This window comes from Neobacillus sp. BP17 (assembly GCF_059579525.1).
Map to the genome: position 1 here is coordinate 698,667 of NZ_CM184198.1, position 16,375 is coordinate 715,041.

The 16,375-nt window shown below is 36.2% G+C and carries 16 protein-coding genes, 1 pseudogene and 1 other annotated feature; of the genes and pseudogenes, 14 read left to right on the top strand and 3 right to left on the bottom strand.

What is annotated here, in order from left to right:
* Window positions 1-702 precede the first annotated feature (702 nt).
* Window positions 703-946, top strand: a binding site (T-box leader).
* A 69-nt stretch (window positions 947-1,015) separates the two neighbouring features.
* Complete coding sequence (locus tag AC4QJR_RS03335; RefSeq protein ID WP_496525280.1) at window positions 1,016-2,722, top strand: 2-isopropylmalate synthase; 1,707 nt, start codon at window positions 1,016-1,018, stop codon at window positions 2,720-2,722.
* Window positions 2,723-2,908: 186 nt separating this feature from the next.
* Here the strand turns inward: AC4QJR_RS03335 and AC4QJR_RS03340 are convergent, their stop codons facing one another.
* A complete protein-coding gene (locus AC4QJR_RS03340; RefSeq protein WP_496525281.1) occupies window positions 2,909-3,862 on the bottom strand; it encodes a 3-hydroxyacyl-CoA dehydrogenase family protein in 954 nt (317 codons plus the stop codon).
* Between the two features lie 963 nt (window positions 3,863-4,825).
* Here AC4QJR_RS03340 and AC4QJR_RS03345 point away from each other — a divergent pair.
* From AC4QJR_RS03345 to AC4QJR_RS03370, 6 genes are all read left to right on the top strand, one after another.
* Window positions 4,826-4,987: a hypothetical protein gene (locus AC4QJR_RS03345; RefSeq protein ID WP_496525282.1), complete on the top strand. Its 162-nt coding sequence runs from the start codon at window positions 4,826-4,828 to the stop codon at window positions 4,985-4,987.
* Window positions 4,984-5,133, top strand: coding sequence for a nuclear transport factor 2 family protein (locus tag AC4QJR_RS03350; RefSeq protein ID WP_180230216.1), 150 nt, complete (start codon window positions 4,984-4,986; stop codon window positions 5,131-5,133). The genes AC4QJR_RS03345 and AC4QJR_RS03350 overlap by 4 nt, the downstream gene beginning before the upstream one ends.
* Window positions 5,134-5,599: 466 nt before the next feature.
* Entirely contained in the window at window positions 5,600-7,087 is a 1,488-nt protein-coding gene (locus AC4QJR_RS03355; protein ID WP_496525283.1) for an aldehyde dehydrogenase, read from the top strand.
* 125 nt (window positions 7,088-7,212) lie between these two features.
* Complete coding sequence (locus AC4QJR_RS03360; protein ID WP_496525284.1) at window positions 7,213-7,992, top strand: 2-keto-4-pentenoate hydratase; 780 nt, start codon at window positions 7,213-7,215, stop codon at window positions 7,990-7,992.
* Window positions 7,993-8,036: 44 nt separating this feature from the next.
* Entirely contained in the window at window positions 8,037-8,825 is a 789-nt protein-coding gene (locus AC4QJR_RS03365; protein ID WP_496525285.1) for a 2-keto-4-pentenoate hydratase, read from the top strand.
* 38 nt (window positions 8,826-8,863) lie between these two features.
* Window positions 8,864-9,073: a 4-oxalocrotonate tautomerase gene (locus AC4QJR_RS03370; protein ID WP_257148613.1), complete on the top strand. Its 210-nt coding sequence runs from the start codon at window positions 8,864-8,866 to the stop codon at window positions 9,071-9,073.
* Window positions 9,074-9,573: 500 nt separating this feature from the next.
* On the opposite strand, the pseudogene AC4QJR_RS03375 reads toward AC4QJR_RS03370, so the two are convergent.
* Window positions 9,574-9,693 (bottom strand): annotated as a pseudogene (locus AC4QJR_RS03375) (cell division protein FtsW); the annotation flags it as partial.
* Between the two features lie 40 nt (window positions 9,694-9,733).
* Here AC4QJR_RS03375 and AC4QJR_RS03380 point away from each other — a divergent pair.
* The 7 genes from AC4QJR_RS03380 to AC4QJR_RS03410 all read left to right on the top strand — a co-directional run bounded on the left by AC4QJR_RS03380 (window position 9,734) and on the right by AC4QJR_RS03410 (window position 15,230).
* Complete coding sequence (locus tag AC4QJR_RS03380; RefSeq protein ID WP_180230215.1) at window positions 9,734-9,907, top strand: hypothetical protein; 174 nt, start codon at window positions 9,734-9,736, stop codon at window positions 9,905-9,907.
* A gap of 659 nt (window positions 9,908-10,566) precedes the next feature.
* Complete coding sequence (locus AC4QJR_RS03385; RefSeq protein ID WP_496525286.1) at window positions 10,567-10,818, top strand: SDR family oxidoreductase; 252 nt, start codon at window positions 10,567-10,569, stop codon at window positions 10,816-10,818.
* A 92-nt stretch (window positions 10,819-10,910) separates the two neighbouring features.
* Window positions 10,911-12,194, top strand: coding sequence for an aromatic ring-hydroxylating oxygenase subunit alpha (locus AC4QJR_RS03390; RefSeq protein ID WP_098576007.1), 1,284 nt, complete (start codon window positions 10,911-10,913; stop codon window positions 12,192-12,194).
* Window positions 12,191-12,670 carry an aromatic-ring-hydroxylating dioxygenase subunit beta gene (locus AC4QJR_RS03395; protein WP_375374334.1) on the top strand — a complete coding sequence of 160 codons (480 nt, stop codon included), beginning with the start codon at window positions 12,191-12,193 and terminating at the stop codon, window positions 12,668-12,670. The genes AC4QJR_RS03390 and AC4QJR_RS03395 overlap by 4 nt, the downstream gene beginning before the upstream one ends.
* 93 nt (window positions 12,671-12,763) lie before the next feature.
* Window positions 12,764-13,678, top strand: coding sequence for a VOC family protein (locus tag AC4QJR_RS03400; protein ID WP_098576005.1), 915 nt, complete (start codon window positions 12,764-12,766; stop codon window positions 13,676-13,678).
* A 41-nt stretch (window positions 13,679-13,719) separates the two neighbouring features.
* Window positions 13,720-14,754 carry an amidohydrolase family protein gene (locus tag AC4QJR_RS03405; protein ID WP_496525287.1) on the top strand — a complete coding sequence of 345 codons (1,035 nt, stop codon included), beginning with the start codon at window positions 13,720-13,722 and terminating at the stop codon, window positions 14,752-14,754.
* A gap of 200 nt (window positions 14,755-14,954) precedes the next feature.
* Window positions 14,955-15,230: a DUF2798 domain-containing protein gene (locus tag AC4QJR_RS03410; RefSeq protein WP_496526607.1), complete on the top strand. Its 276-nt coding sequence runs from the start codon at window positions 14,955-14,957 to the stop codon at window positions 15,228-15,230.
* Window positions 15,231-15,448: 218 nt separating this feature from the next.
* Here the strand turns inward: AC4QJR_RS03410 and AC4QJR_RS03415 are convergent, their stop codons facing one another.
* Window positions 15,449-16,342 carry a LysR family transcriptional regulator gene (locus AC4QJR_RS03415; RefSeq protein WP_496525288.1) on the bottom strand — a complete coding sequence of 298 codons (894 nt, stop codon included), beginning with the start codon at window positions 16,340-16,342 and terminating at the stop codon, window positions 15,449-15,451.
* Window positions 16,343-16,375 lie beyond the last annotated feature (33 nt).

Here is a 16,375-nt window from a genome sequence, read left to right on the forward strand (position 1 = left end):
CAATAGCAGGACAAGAAAAGGCTCTGACCAAGGTTAAGAATTTCTTTTTCTTTTGAAACTTCTTCTCATTCCAACATATTTTGGCTATCTTGTAATTCAGGATTAAGTCCTACTAAAATAGAAGAGGAGGTTTGTATCCACCTCTTCAATAACTAGTTTAATACCATTAATTAACTAAGAAAAATGGTCACACCTTTGGTCACAACTTGCTCACGGAGATGATATTATTAGATATTTATAGACAAGACTAAATGACTATATGACTAGTTAAAAAAAAGAGGGGGTATCCCAGGTCCAGCAAAAGGTCAATCAAAGATTTTTATAATATTTTTTCTTAGTTGGAAGTTGTCAGATATTTTACAAATCTAGGATGTAAGGAACTTCAGACAAAAGTTATAAAACAATGGTGCTTCCTACTAATTGGATCAACTTGAATAGTCCTTTTTCAAATAGTCATCTCTGATAAATAATGTGTTTTTAAGGTCGAATCTTCCTGTCCATATTGATTCTATTAATACTTTGAAACAGGTGTGATCAAATGGCACAAATGAAAGCAAAAGTAAAAATTAGAAGTACTAAAGGAAGGTATTAATATAGGGGTTTTCTTTTAAAGAAGTGATATTAATTCATATTAATCTTTATTTTCAGTAAATTTGATATTGACAACTCGAGTTTATCGATATATTATCGGATTTAATTAAATATTAAGCAAAGATTGGAAATAGTAAAAGGAATTATAAACTTGTTAGAGAGCCGATGGTTGGTGAGAATCGGTAGTTATTGCCTTTGAACTCATCCAAGAGCTACTCCCTGAATTTAATCAGTAGGGGATGTCGGTTTTCTACCGTTATGTAGATAGGTGGTGATTGCCACTGAAAATGAGTGGGTTAATATTATTATGATTAATCAATTAGAGTGGTACCGCGAGCAATGTCTCGTCTCTATATTTTTATAGAGACGAGGCTTTTTTATTTTAAATAAATTAACAATTACAATTGAAAAGGTGGGAGTCGGGATGAAAAATATCGATAAATATTCTAGGGGTTACTTTATGCCCCCAGTGCAATGCTTGAAATGGACAGAGAAGGAGTATATTACAGAAGCTCCTACCTGGTGTAGTGTTGATCTACGTGATGGGAATCAGGCTTTGGTCGTCCCAATGAGTCTAGAGGAAAAGTTAGAATATTTTCAGTTGCTTTTACAAGTAGGTTTCAAGGAAATTGAAGTAGGCTTTCCAGCTGCCTCGGAAACTGAATTTGCTTTTTTACGTACATTAATTGAAGAAAATTTGATTCCGGATGATGTGAAAATTCAAGTTTTAACACAGTCAAGAGAACATATTATCAAAAAAACATTTGAAGCGTTACAGGGTGCGAATAAAGCAGTGGTGCACTTGTACAATTCCACATCTATAGCACAGCGTGAGCAAGTATTTAGAAAATCTAAGGAAGAAATTATTAATATTGCTGTAACTGGAGCAAAGATACTAAAGAAATATGCTGCTGAAACCGAAGGGAATTTCCAATTTCAGTATTCTCCTGAAAGCTTCACGGGTACAGAAGTGGAGTTTGCACTTGAAATTTGCAACAAGGTACTTGATATTTGGCAGCCGACAGCTGGTAACAATGTAATTATCAATCTACCAGCTACGGTATCAATGTCCATGCCTCACGTTTACGCAAGTCAAATTGAGTATATGAGTGACAATCTGAGCTACCGAGATAATGTAATCCTATCACTTCATCCGCACAATGACAGAGGAACTGGGGTAGCAGATGCTGAGCTAGGAATGCTTGCCGGAGCGCAAAGAGTCGAAGGAACATTGTTCGGAAATGGAGAAAGAACAGGGAACGTGGACATCGTAACGCTTGCATTAAACATGTATTCCCATGGGGTAGATCCCAAGCTGAATTTTGAAGATATCCCTACTATTATTTCCAAATATGAAAAATTAACAAGAATGAAGGTTCACGAAAGACACCCATATGGCGGTGAACTTGTCTTTACTGCATTTTCAGGTTCCCATCAAGATGCCATTGCCAAAGGTATGAAATGGCGAGAGGAAGCAGAACGTCAGTATTGGACTGTACCTTATCTATTAATTGATCCGATGGATATAGGAAGAGAATATGAAGGAGACATCATCCGAATTAACAGTCAATCCGGTAAGGGAGGAATCGGTTATATCCTTAAGCGAAAGTATGGAATTGACCTACCTACCGAAATGCGTGAGAGCTTTGGATATTGTGTGAAAAATGTTTCAGATCATAAGCACAAGGAACTTATGCCCAATGAAATCTATGATATTTTCATCAATGAATATGTAAATATTAACACCCCTATCGAATTCATCAGTTATAAATACACTCAAAATGGTTATTACGAAACGATTGTATCGATCCGGATGAATAATGAAGAACATAAATTTACTGGTGTGGGAAATGGAAGACTTGATGCTGTCAGCAATGCTCTTCAAACCCAACTGGGTATCGATTATAAAGATTTGGTCTATAAGCAGCATGCGCTGGAGATAGGTTCAGGATCAAACGCTGTATCTTATGTAGGAATTACCGCAAAGAATGGTGCTGTATATTGGGGATGCGGAATTGATACGGATATTATGACCTCCTCAGTAAAAGCTCTGTTTAGTGCAGTTAACAACATGGTATCCAGCTTACAACTTTCTGTTGAAAAAGAATTTATCCATTCAAAAAATAAGTAGAAAAATATTAAAGGGCTCCATTACATATTACAAACAAATAACATGTAAGGTGAAATGTCTATCAAATTATATTATTTGATAGGCTTTTTTTGTTGGTATATAGCGGAGACGCTGTACGGAGCAAAAAAAAAGAAGCCGGCTAAACCAACTTCTATCTTATTATTTTTAAACTGTCACATTGCTTATTTAACTGCTGATGCTGTTTTTTCCTTCTTTGTCTTGAATTAATTTTAGAAGATCTAGGAAATTATCATCACGTGTATAAATTGCTTTTGCCCCATTATCATCGTATTCATAGAAACCTTTATTTGAACGAATACCATATTCACTTTTTTCGACCATTTCTTTTAAGAATTTAGGAACTTCTCTTGTATTCGATAAATCCTGCTCGATGTTGTATACCATAGCTTGTGTTGTTTGCAGACCTGCTAAATCCTGACTTTCCATTGGTCCGCAGAAAGCCCATTTAAAGCCCATGCTTCCTCTGACAGCGATATCAATATCTTCTGCCGTACATACTCCCAATTCAATTAAGTTGAAGCATTCCCGTAGAAAGGCTACTTGTATGCGGTTAACGATAAAGCCGGTAATCTCTTTTTTCAGTACTACTGGAGTTTTACCGATTTCTTTCATTAGGTCATAAGTTACTTTTATGACATTTTCATCTGTCTTCTCAAATTTAGCAATTTCTACAATTGGTACAAGTTGTGGAGGGTTAAAGTAGTGTGTAATGATAAATCTTCCCGGATGTTTTGCTCTTTGTGTTAATTCTTTTAATGGGAAAGTAGATGTATTAGATGCAATAATCGTTTTTTCAGAGACAATGCTTTCAATAATCTCGTAAGTATCTAATTTTGTCTCAAGCACTTCTGGAATAGATTCTAGAATAAAATCAGTATCCTGGATCGCTTCAAGTAAATCTGTTGTATATTTAATATTATCCAAAGTCTGCGCCATTTTTTCTTGTGACAGCATGCCTTTATCAACCATAATTTTCAAGCTGTTCGTAATCATTTTTTTTGCTGTTTCCAATGATGTCTTGCGTCTAGCTTGAATACGTACAATATATCCTGCTTGTGCAAGTAATTGAGCAACGCCATGACCCATTATACCTGCTCCAAGTACTGTGATGATCTTCATTTAAAAACCTCATTTCGTATTATATTTTCTTCATATGCCATTATTAATGGTTGCACTTGGAGTGTTATTCTACTAATTATTTTAATCACGGGCTTCAAATTAAACGCTTTCATTCCATTGATTATTGTGTCATTGCCCCCCTTTTTTATATAACCCTAAGTCTTCCAATAACTTAAAGAATTCCCTTGTCTTAAGCATTCAGAAAATAAATATTTTAAATATTTGGGAATTTTCCGAATGTTTATATTGTAATAAATAGCTATTGAAATATCTAATAGAATATAATTTATAAAAAGGCGGTTTTTTAAAAATATTTTTTATAGTTGTAAGTCAATAACGGGATCTATAAGGTGAAAATATTACTGTATTAATTAATAATTCTTATTTAGAAAATCAGCGCCATATTAGGAGGAGAAAACAAGATGGTACAAACAGCAACAAAATGTCTCTTGCGAATTTGCCCTTCTCTTTTTAGGTAGACTTTTTTAAGTACTCTATTAGGGTACATTTTATAGGGAGAACGGCTTTTTTTTTTTTGGAAAAAAATAAATTTGGAATGATTTAAATAGAAAGATGTCTTTTTATTTATTTGTAGTTTTATTTTTATTTCCAACTCCGCTTACCCTTTTTTAATTAAACGTTTTTTAGAACTCACTCAGGACAACGAAGTCTATTCATTATTCCTATTAAAACATTTCCTTGCATTAGAATTAACAATGTATTTATTGTGTTTATATATTAAAAAAATCTTGAATTTTGGCTCTAGAAGAAAGATTATTTCGATTAGAATTACATGGGGAAAATATTTAAAATTAAGTTAATCAAGATAATATTCAGATATATTTAAATATTAACATTTTTAGATATTGATATTATCTGAAATATACAATAAACGCTGATTACCTTAGCACATTGGCTTTAACTTTTGGATGCGATTACATTTGGCTGAGGTGCCCGGGTTCGATGCTAGTTTTCGTGCATTTGATAGTCACGACAAGAAGGAATGAACAGGGAAATTCTCCAAGCGACGGATGGGAACAAATGCGTTCCTTTTGGCTTGAATGGGATAAACGGAGGACAGCAGCGGAAAGCAAAAATGAAGAAGCTGGGAAGGTGAAAGTATGAACATAACACGTCAGGAAATTGAGGATCTTTTAGTCCATGAGGCGAAACCTCATGATGAGTTTAAGCTAAAGGAGTGGGCTACATTATTCGCAAGCAATGGAACGTATGTGATTCCGACCATCGGAAATTCTGATGCGGACTTTTAAAAATTTCTTCGTTCATGAAAATCGAGCCCGTCAAAAACAGGAGCGTTACGATTATTGAAAAAGAGGTCCGGGTAGAATATCCGCATTCAACTACTCTTCACAATATCACGAATGTAAGAATCGTTAGTAATGAAGGGGATGCCGTAAGGTAAGCTGCATATACTCAACCTATCCCACAAAACGTGAAGTGCTCGACAATTACGTCGGAGTCAACGAATACATCTTGGTAGAAGAAAAAGAAGAATTAAAGATTCAATCCAAGAAAGTCATCCTAAAACTAGACAGCCTCCTTCCGCACGGACAAGTAAGCATTATCTTATAATTTAGGTTGGGTAAGACGCACACTTTTTTAAATCTTTTAAGTGAAGTGGAAAGTTCCATTAACAAATAAGCATTAACATAAAACATGTAAGCATTAACGCTATATTTAGAAAATATTAAAATCAAAACCAAGGAGGAATTATGAATGGCGCAAGTCGAAACTAAAACAGTAGTTGAACCTATCGTAAACCCATTTGATTGTTTACATTATATCGACGGTAAATTTGTTGAATCTGTAGATGGAAAAACGTTTAATAACGTGAATCCTGTAACTGAGGAAGTTTATGGTACAGTTGCAGAAGGAAACGCGGCAGATATTGATTTAGCTGTTAAAGCTGCTAAACGTGCTTTTGAAGAGGGCCCATGGGGAAAAATGACTGTAAATGAACGTTCAAGAATTATCCGCAAAGTTGGTGACATTCTTGAAGCAAGACAAGAAGAAATCGCACAATTAGAATCATTAGATACTGGTAAGCACCTTAAATTCTCACGTCACGTTGATGCTCCTCGTGCAGCAGCAAACTTCCATTTTTTTGCTGATTACATGATTTCTATAGGAACAGAGGCATACCAAGATGAAACTCACTATGCGCTTAACTACGGATATCGCCGCCCGATTGGAGTAGTTGGATTAATCCAGCCATGGAATCTTCCATTATTCTTATTAACATGGAAATTAGCTCCAGCTTTGGCTGCAGGATGTACAGTAGTGATTAAGCCATCTGAAATAACCCCGATGACTGCAACAAGATTAATGGAAATTCTTAAAGAAGCTGGTGTTCCGGATGGAGTTGTAAACTTGGTTCACGGTTTTGGACCTGGTGCTGGAAGTGCAATCAACAAACACCCTGACATTGCTGGTATCGGTTTTATCGGGCAAGTATCTACAGGTTCTAAAATCATGGAAGAAGCTGCGCCTACACTAAAAAAGCTTTCTTTCGAATTAGGCGGTAAAAACCCTAACATTATCTTTGCAGATGTCGATATTGATGAAGTAGTGGCAACAACCATTAGATCAAGTTTTACAAATCAAGGGGAAGTTTGTGTCTGCGGTTCAAGAATCTATGTTGAACGTCCAATTTTTGATGAATTCGTAGAAAGATTTGCATCTAAAACAAGAGAATTAAAAGTTGGCGATCCATTTGATATGAGCAATGATCAAGGCGCATTAGTCGCCAAAGTACACTATGATAAAGTAATGAGCTACCTGAAAATTGCTGAAGAAGAAGGCGGTACTTTCGTTACAGGAGGTAAGCGCCCTGATGGTTTGGATAAAGGATATTTCATAGAACCAACCATCATTACTGGTCTAGATGACAGATCTCGTTGTGTTCGTGAAGAAATCTTTGGACCGGTTGTTACAGTTATTCCATTTGACACAGAAGAAGAAGTGATTTCGGCAGCAAACGACACTCGGATGGGCTTAAGTAACACAATCTGGACTAACGATATCCGTCGTGCACACCGTGTAGCCCAAAAAATTGTATCAGGTTTATCTTACATCAACTGCTGGTTTGTACGTGATCTTAGAACTCCATTCGGAGGTACGAAAGACAGTGGACTAGGTCGTGTTGGCGGTAGTCACAGTTGGGAATTCTACACTGAAATATCTAATATTTGTGTTAAACTTTAATTTTATTTTTTAACATGGATATATTGCACGGTTTAAATAAGATATACCGTGCAACTTTTTTGAATGTTTCTCAGCTTATACTAAACAGTGTCAAAATACATTTATAATAGAAAGGATATATTCAATTGACTAGTAAAATTGAAAACTTTGCTGCTAAATTATTAGAAGCTGAAAAAAAACGCGTTGGAATTAATCCGCTAACTGTGGTAGATCCAGAAATTACTGTAGATAAGGCATATTATATTCAATTGGAAAATATTAAAAAGAAGCTAGCTGAAGGACAGAAAATTGTTGGCAAAAAAATTGGATTAACCTCTGTTGCCGTACAAAAAATGTTGGGTGTTGATGAGCCTGACTATGGACATCTATTAGACAGCATGGTCGTTGAAAATGGAGGTACTATTTTTTGTGAAAACATGCTTCAGCCGAAAGTAGAAGGTGAAATTGCATTTATTTTAAAGAAAGATTTAAAAGGTCCGAGTGTAACTGTTCTTGATGTGCTACAAGCAACAGATTATGTTGTTCCTGCTTTAGAAATTGTAGATAGTCGGATACAAGATTGGAAAATTAAGCTACCAGACACGGTCGCTGATAATGCTTCATCCGGATTATTTGTATTGGGTGGCAAGCCTACAAAAATTCAAGATATTAATTTGGAATTAATAGGCATGGTACTTTTGCAAAATGGTGAAGTTGTCAATACAGGTGTTGGAGCCGCTGCACTTGGAAATCCGGCAACTTGTGTTGCATGGCTGGCGAATCGTTTAGCAGATTATGATATTACTCTTAAAGCAGGTGAAGTAATCCTTTCGGGTGCACTTTCCGGCATGGTTGTCGTTAATCCGGGCGACAATTTTACAGCAAGATTTGCTCATCTTGGTCAAGTAAGCGTTAACTTTAAATAATTGGCATAAATAGATACTGAATCTGGATCAAAGGAGGAAAAGGTATGGCAAGTGAAATTATTAAACAAATTGCTGATTACTTAGTTGCTGCGGAAGTAGAAAAACGTGAAGTTGTAAAGGTAACTAAGACGTTTAAACCTGATTTAACAGTTGAGGAAGCTTATCAGGCACAGGAACTGCTTGTTCAAAAAAAATTAGACGAGGGCCGAAGAATCATTGGCCCTAAGATGGGATTAACAAGCAAGGCGAAGTGGGAACAAATGGGCGTTACTGAGCCAATTTACGGATATGTGTTTGATTATATGTTGATCGATAACGGTGGTGTTCTTCCATTTTCTGATCTGATCCATCCAAAAGTGGAAGCAGAAATTGCGTTTTTGATTGGCGAAGATATTAAAGGACCTGGAATTACCGGCTCACAAGTGTTAGCTAAAACAGAGTATGTTTTACCTGCACTTGAAATTATTGATAGCCGCTATGAAAATTTTAACTTTACCCACACAGATGTAATTGCTGATAATGCATCTACTTCAAGGGTCGTATTTGGTAACACACTTCGAAAACCAAATGACTTTGAACTTGAATTAGTAGGGGCGACTTTATCCATTAATGGCCAAACTAAAGAATTGGGCGCTGGGGCTGCCGTTTTAGGACATCCTGCCAATGCCATTGCAGTATTGGCAAACATGCTCGCCAGAAAAGGAGATAAAATTAAAAAAGGCGAAATCATATTATCGGGAGCCTTAACAAGTGCAATATTGTTAAAAGTTGGCGACGTTGTTTCAGGTAAATTTGATGGCTTGGGCGAAGTAACTTTCTCTGTTGGTAAATAAATCAGCAATTTTAAAACATATTACAATAGGAAAATATAATTTATGAAAGGGGAATTACCATGCCACTTATTCAAGTAAATATTATGGAAGGCAGACCACCTGAAAAAATAAAAGCATTAATTGAAAATATTACTGATACTGTTGTTGAAACATTAGTTGTACCAAAAACTGGCGTTCGAGTATTGGTAAATGAAATGCCAAAAACTCATTGGGGAGTTGCCGGTGTACCGGTTTCTGATAGAAAATAAACGAATAAGCATGAGTCTAGTAACTGTATTCTAGAAAAATGACAAACTATTAGTTGTTTTTATAAAGGAAATTTTTCACAACCTTAGAAATAAAAAATTAAAACTCCCTATATTTTTTGAAAGGGAGTTCAGACTGTCGACAAATTCGAAAATATTCGGGTTTGTCGATAAACCTGAGGTACTGACATCCCCTTAAGGGAGGTTCGCTACACCTCTTCTTGTTATTCACTCATATTGTTGTTATTAGCCATAGTAGAAATAGATTTAAAGGCATACCCATTCATCTTGTTGAATTGGTATTTTTTATATCTGTCTGATTTTATTCGTTACATTAACGAATTTTTTTATCATAATAATCCATTGTTTTCAGGTCAATCTTCCAGGTGCAAACTCATTATAAAAACATTGCAGACATCGGTAAAGGTTTCTTTAAAAGATTTTACAAATATGAAATAGAACCAAGTGGGAATTGCTTAATTGGTTTCGCACTTAGAGAAAATTTACCCGTAGCTGACAAATGGAAGCGGGACCCCCGCAAGCCGAATGAATCCGGAAATCCCGGCAGGGTGGATAATAACTTGAGTTCCAATCATGCTAGAATCCCCAATTGTCAGCAAATTTCCAAAGGAAGCTTTTCATTTTAATGGAGGAAAATAAGAAATGACAGTATCTGAACTCATTGAAAAACTAGAGAAATTGGATATTCAAGATGCACAGATAGTGCTTAAAGATTTATCAGATGAATATTTAGACATAGGAGAAATTGAAAATATTTTAGGATTCTATTATGTAATTCATCCAGTTTCAACAAATAGGAGCCAGGAGGAAAAGTAACGGGTTCTCTTTTCGGAGGGGAGGAAACTTTTTTAGCAGTAAATAACACTGTAATAAACAATATTTTAGTCATTAGAAAAAGGTAACTTAATGAAGTTACCCCCTTAAGTTGGACTAATAATCCTTCTTAAGGGGGTTTTTGATATGGTAAATTTTTCAAGTGATTTTAAACAAATATAAAGATTCTTTTAGTTTATTCCTTTTATAATTTCGAGCTCCCCTTACCTTTTTTTATTATGTCATGACTATTTAAATGTCTTTAAAATTTACTCAGGACAAACGAAATCTATTATTATTCCTTTTAAATCATCTCTTTGCACAGGGGTTAACAGAGTATTCATAATGTTTATATATAAATAAAATCTTGAATTTAGTCAATAAAGGTAAGAATATTTCGATTAGATTTTCACAAAAAAAAGATTTAAAATTAAACCAATTAAGATAATATTCTGAAATTTTAAATGTCAATATGTTCAGATATTATCTGGAAAAATGCATTAAACGCTGTTTACCTAAGCACACTGAGTTATGTTTTGGATGCGATTACATTTAGTTGAGGTATCCGGAACGATGTTAGTTTTTGTGTATTTGATTGTCACGACAAAAAGGAAACAGACTATTTTCTTCACAAACCAAAAAAGAGATTACAAGGAAAAGAGGTGATATTAGCATGTCGAGTCGTAGAGTCAATCACAAGCCTATCTTTTGGAAGGGAGAGTAGACATGTAACAGGTTCTTCACAAGGAATTGGGAAAGCGGTTGCAATTGGTTTATCACAAGTAGGTGCGACTGTATTGGTTACAGGGACCAATCCGGAAGAAGTGGCGGATGCCGTCGTATTCCTTGCTTCCGATAAGGCGACTTTTATTACGGGCCAAGTGATTAGTGTAAATGACGGAAGCACGATGTAATAAAAATGATTTTAAGGTTTTCTAAAACCTCTTTCAGAACTGACATAGATGATGAGCAGGTTTACAAAAAAACTTATTTAGGGGGAGAGCCAATGAGCAATTATCTTAAGGATGATCAACAGAGGTGTTTATTCAAAGTAAATCGTGAAGTTTTTATTGATCCGGAAATTTTAGAAATCGAACGCAATGAAATTTTTGATAAATGCTGGTTATATATTGGGCATGAATCAGAAGTACCGAATAAAGGCGATTTTCATAGAAGAAAAGTTGGTGGACGAAACCTTTTATTTACCCGCGGCAATGATGGGGTAATAAGGGCATTATATAACTCCTGTCCACACCGGGGGGCGCTCGTATGCCGTGAAGGAAAAGGAAACTCAAAAGTATTCCGCTGCTTCTATCATGCGTGGAGCTTTAATACGCAAGGGGAATTAGTCGGATTACCTGATAAATTTGGTTTCTTGGAAGACCATAACTGCGATGGATCTAAAAATATGCTGGCTGTCAAACGACTTGAAAGTTACCGCGGTTTCGTATTCGTTAACTTTGATGACAACGCTATATCATTAGAGGAATACCTGGCAGGTGCCAAAGAGTATCTCGACTTGGTGGCAGATCAAACAGAAGTTGGAATGGAAGTTTTGCAGGATTCCCAAGAATATAGCGTACGAGCGAACTGGAAATTACTTTGTGAAAATAGTTTTGATTTATACCACGGGGTACCAACCCATAAAACCTATTTTGATATTGTTGCGACCCGCGGGGGAATAATGGAAAAAGACAGCCTTGCAGGGGAAGCACGCGCTCTGGGGAATGGACATGCCGTAATGGAATATTATGCCCCGTGGCCAAGACCAATCGGAAAATGGATTGAAGGTTACGGTGAAGAGGCGAAAGAAATTATCGACAAAAACAATGCTCGCTTAGTAGAAAAATTTGGCGAAGAAAGAGCCCACCGCATTTCGAAAAAGAACCGCAATATTTTAATTTTCCCTAACCTAGTCATCAATGATATCATGGCGATTGCAATCAGAACCTTTTATCCTATTGAACCGGGTTATATGCAAGTAACCGCCTATGCTTTATCTCCTATAAATGAAACAGACGGTTTCAGGGTGGTCCGGAATGACAGCTACTTAGAGTTTTTAGGGCCAGGCGGTTTTGCGACTCCGGATGATAATGAAGCACTTGAACTATGCCAGGAAGGCTTTTTAAATACTAAAAAAGTCGGATGGAATGATATTTCCAAAGGAATGAACAGGGAAATTCCCCAAGCGACGGATGAAGAACAAATGCGTGCATTTTGGCGTGAATGGGATAAACGGATGACAGCAGCGGAAAGCAAAAAAGAAGAAGCTGGGAAGGTGGAAGTATGAACATAACACGTCAGGAAATTGAAGATTTTTTATTCCATGAGGGGGAGCTTCTTGATGAGTTTAAGTTAAAGGAGTGGGCTGCATTATTCTCAAGCAATGGAACGTATGTGATTCCGCCCATCGGAAATCCTGATGCGGATTTTAAAAAATCGCTTTTCTTTGTTCATGATGATCGTGCCCGTTTAGAACAGCGGGCGTTACGATTACTGAAAAGAGAAGCCCATGTAGAATACCCACACTCCACTACTCTTCACAATGTGACGAATGTAAGAATCGTTAATAATGAAGGGGATGCCGTAAAAGTCAGATGCAATTTCTCTACCTACCGTACGAAACGTGAAGTACTGGACAATTATGTCGGGGTCAACGAATACATTTTGGTAAAAGAAAATGGAAAATTAAAGATTCAATCCAAGAAAGTCATTCTCAAATTGGACAGTCTCCGCCCGCACGGAAAAGTAAGTATCATTTTATAATATGAAGTCAGATTTTGATTGGGGTTCATACGAATTAACCATTAACGCGGTTAAGCTATGAGGGCCAGATCCTCAAATATAGGAGGTTTTAGAATGATTCGTTATAAAAAGTTGGGATATGTTGTGTTAAGCGTGACTGATCTTAATAAATCGGTAGATTTTTATGAAAATATTGTTGGTATGGAATTTGTTGAACGGGTTCTTGATGCTGCATACCTTCGATGCAGCGGTGACCATCACAATTTAATCCTTGAACAAGGAGAAGAACCTGGGTTAAAAAGAGTAGCATTTGAGCTTGAAAAGGCAGACCAATTTCAAGCAGTGTTTGACCATTTAACGAAACAAGGTGTAAATCCTGTCGAATTAAGCGCAGAGGAGTGCCAAAATTTGGCCCAAGGTAGAACATTGCGTTTTAAAGATCCATATTTAGGCGTAACGTATGAATTTTATGTGCAAATTATGCAAATGGGTACACCATTTGTTCCTAAGAAGGCCAGAATTACGAGACTTCTTCATGTCGTTTATGAAACTAATAAATTTGACGAATTATTTGATTTCTTTACGAATGTTTTGAACTTCAATATTTCAGATATCCAAGGAAGGGAAACGGGATGGGCCTGGTTAAGGGCAGCTGGAACTCCATTTCATCATAATTTTGCCCTGACAAAAGGAAAAGAAAATAAATTGAATCACCTTGCTTATCAAGCTCAACGTGTAGATGATGTGGGGATTCAAGTTAATAGATTAAAGGATAACAATGTTCCGATTCTTTTTGGGCCAGGAAAACATCACCCATCGGGTAGCATTTTCCTATATTTTGCGGATCCTGACGGCTTGACGATTGAGTATAGTCAAGGAATGGAAGAATTTCCGGAGGAAAATCCAAGAGAGCCTCGCCGTCTAGAACCAACCATGCATACCCTTGATGAATGGGGAGGAAAACCTAAACCAGGATGGGGAAAAGTTGGTAAATTGATAAAGGAAGACCTGGAAAAAGTTAATCAATAATCAATAATCAATCAACAATTAACCTTTAAGGAGGCAGCATCGTGTCAAAAGGTGAAAATTTCCGGGTTGACTTTCACACCCATATTATTCCTGAGAATTTTCCTGATTTTGCGGAAAAATATGCAGATGATCGTTTTCCGATTTTAAAGCATACGTGCAGCTGTGGAGCTGAAATTTACAAGGATGGAAAGTCATTCCGAAAAGTCGACGAGAATGCCTGGAATCCTGAAAAGCGCCTCGCTGAAATGGATGCAGAAGGTGTCAATGTCCAAGTTTTATCTCCGATTCCGGTTACGTTTACATATTGGGCAGATGTAGAAAAGTGTTTAGAGCTGTCGAAAGCACAAAATGATTTTATAGCTTCGGTAGTAGCCCAATATCCTGATCGTTTTGTCGGCCTTGGAACGGTACCATTGCAGAATTCGGATTTGGCGATTGCAGAAATGGAAAGAGCAGTTAACGAGCTGGGGCTGATCGGGATTGAAATTGGCAGCAACGCAAATGGAAAAAACCTCGATGATCCAGAGATTCAAAGATTTCTGGAGGCAGCGGCAAAATTGGATGTACCCATTTTAGTTCATCCATGGGCCACGGTCGGAGTAGAGAGAATGCCAAACCATAACTTTATGTATTCGATCGGAATGCCGTCCGAAACAGCTCTTGCGGCAGGAAGCCTAATCTTCAGTGGTATTCTTGATAAATTTCCAAAATTAAAAATCTGCTTTGCCCATGGCGGAGGGTCCCTGCCGTATTTATTACCGAGAATCGACCAAGCCTGGGAAGTATGGCCGCATATTCGCACAACGGAACGGCCACCAAGCTATTATGCGAAGAAACTCTATTACGATACGCTCGTTTACGATCCGTGCAATCTCCAATTTATGCTTGGAAAATTTGGTGCTGATCATATTATCATGGGTACAGATTATCCATTTATGTTGCGCGAAGCACCGCCGGGGAAAATAGTTGAAATGTTGGAAAATGTTTCGGATGTGGAAAAGAAACAAATGCTTGGAGAAAATGCGATTAAGTTTCTAGGATTAAATAAAGAGAGTTTTATTAAAGCATCGGAATAGGCCAAATAAAAGAACATTCCATTTTAATAGGAATGTTCTTTTATCTTGACCTATAGGTTCTATAGATCAGGAAATATCTGTTATTTGTTCTGTTCTTATTTGAAACAATATGTATGAAGGTATTCGAAGATAAAAATGTAGATAAATTAAATGATGAGGAGATGAGTAATAATAAATATTAGTATTAAATAAAAAATATCATTTTTGCACTTTTAATGGCTTGTAGTATGTCCTTTTTTATTTCATTAATATTAGTCTTAATAAATAAGGGTTATGATGGAACATTTTTACATGCATGGTTAAAAACTTGGTCACATGCTTTTATTTGTGCTTTTTTTGGAGCTTACTTTTTTCCGAAAGTAATACAAAAAATAATGAAAAAGATTAATTTTGTAGAAAAACCATTAATAATTGAGAATGATATTTTAGTGATTGAAAAATTGGGGGCTGATCCCATCATCATGGGTACTGACTAGACATTTTTGCTGCAAGAAGCACTACTAGGAAATGTAGTCGAAATGCTAGAAAATGTTTTGGATGAGGAAAAGATAAAAAATGCTTGGAGGAAATGCTATCGAGTTTCTAGGGTTAAATAAAGCAAGTTTTATTAAAGAAACGGTATAGATTTATAACAAAGGACATTTCTGTTTATATGGAATGTCCTTTGTTATTGCTGATGATAGCGTATACATATTTAAATAGTTTTTAAATTTTTTAAAGTAGTTTCAAAAGTATGAAGAAACAGAAGAAGCCTTTCTAATTTTGGAGAATCCTTTTTATATATTCCAGCAACATTATAAGTGAGATCTTTAAATTCAGCAAAAGGGACGGTACATAAATCTTTATTGTGTGTATTTGTGTCATTAGCTAGAATTAGTTCTGGTACGACACTAAAACCCCAGTTATTTTTAATCATCGATAATACCATTTCGAACCCGCCAACTTCAATTCGTTTTAGATTTCTTACTCCGATTAATCTTTCATCAATTTTTCGCCATAAGGCTGTTTCCCTACGATAGCAAATCATCGTATGGTCAATAAGATCGTCTTTGGAAATTTCAGCTTTTCCAACTAATGGATGGTCTTTTCCAACAATAAAAACAAGCTTTTCATGAAAAATATATTCAGATTCCAGATTTATAAATGGGATTACATCTCTTACCAGCCCTATATCGATTGACCCATCTTCAATCATTTTAGAAACTTCTACAGAGTCCGCTGCATCCACAAGTTCAAACGAAAACTCACTTGTATTGCGCAGCAGTGATAAAACCTCTAAGACAATCGAAACAGAGATAGCAGGTGATAATCCAATGGTAATCATTGGAGTTTTAATACCTTCAATCACCTGTCTTGCTTCTTTTACATAGTTTAATATTTTACGTGCATATGGATACAGGGCAGTTCCTTCCTTAGTCAATAGGATTCTTTTTCCGTCGCGGTAAAATAATTTACAGTCCAGTTCATTTTCTAATTTTTGAATTCTTGCCGTTACCGCGGGCTGTGTTAAATTCAAGTGGTCTGCTGTACGCGAATAATTATTTAACTCAAGAACAGTAATGAAGGTTAAGAGTTGTTCATCATCCATTACATCACTTCCTTTTTTGAAAAAATGAGCTCC

What these genes read in the sequence shown, in the direction of transcription:
- AC4QJR_RS03335 (WP_496525280.1), top strand. Translation starts at nt 1,016, where the DNA reads ATGAAAAATATCGATAAATATTCTAGGGGTTACTTTATGCCCCCAGTG.
- AC4QJR_RS03340 (WP_496525281.1), bottom strand. Translation starts at nt 3,862, where the DNA reads ATGAAGATCATCACAGTACTTGGAGCAGGTATAATGGGTCATGGCGTT.
- AC4QJR_RS03345 (WP_496525282.1), top strand. Translation starts at nt 4,826, where the DNA reads ATGCTAGTTTTCGTGCATTTGATAGTCACGACAAGAAGGAATGAACAG.
- AC4QJR_RS03350 (WP_180230216.1), top strand. Translation starts at nt 4,984, where the DNA reads ATGAACATAACACGTCAGGAAATTGAGGATCTTTTAGTCCATGAGGCG.
- AC4QJR_RS03355 (WP_496525283.1), top strand. Translation starts at nt 5,600, where the DNA reads ATGGCGCAAGTCGAAACTAAAACAGTAGTTGAACCTATCGTAAACCCA.
- AC4QJR_RS03365 (WP_496525285.1), top strand. Translation starts at nt 8,037, where the DNA reads ATGGCAAGTGAAATTATTAAACAAATTGCTGATTACTTAGTTGCTGCG.
- AC4QJR_RS03380 (WP_180230215.1), top strand. Translation starts at nt 9,734, where the DNA reads ATGACAGTATCTGAACTCATTGAAAAACTAGAGAAATTGGATATTCAA.
- AC4QJR_RS03390 (WP_098576007.1), top strand. Translation starts at nt 10,911, where the DNA reads ATGAGCAATTATCTTAAGGATGATCAACAGAGGTGTTTATTCAAAGTA.
- AC4QJR_RS03395 (WP_375374334.1), top strand. Translation starts at nt 12,191, where the DNA reads ATGAACATAACACGTCAGGAAATTGAAGATTTTTTATTCCATGAGGGG.
- AC4QJR_RS03400 (WP_098576005.1), top strand. Translation starts at nt 12,764, where the DNA reads ATGATTCGTTATAAAAAGTTGGGATATGTTGTGTTAAGCGTGACTGAT.
- AC4QJR_RS03415 (WP_496525288.1), bottom strand. Translation starts at nt 16,342, where the DNA reads ATGGATGATGAACAACTCTTAACCTTCATTACTGTTCTTGAGTTAAAT.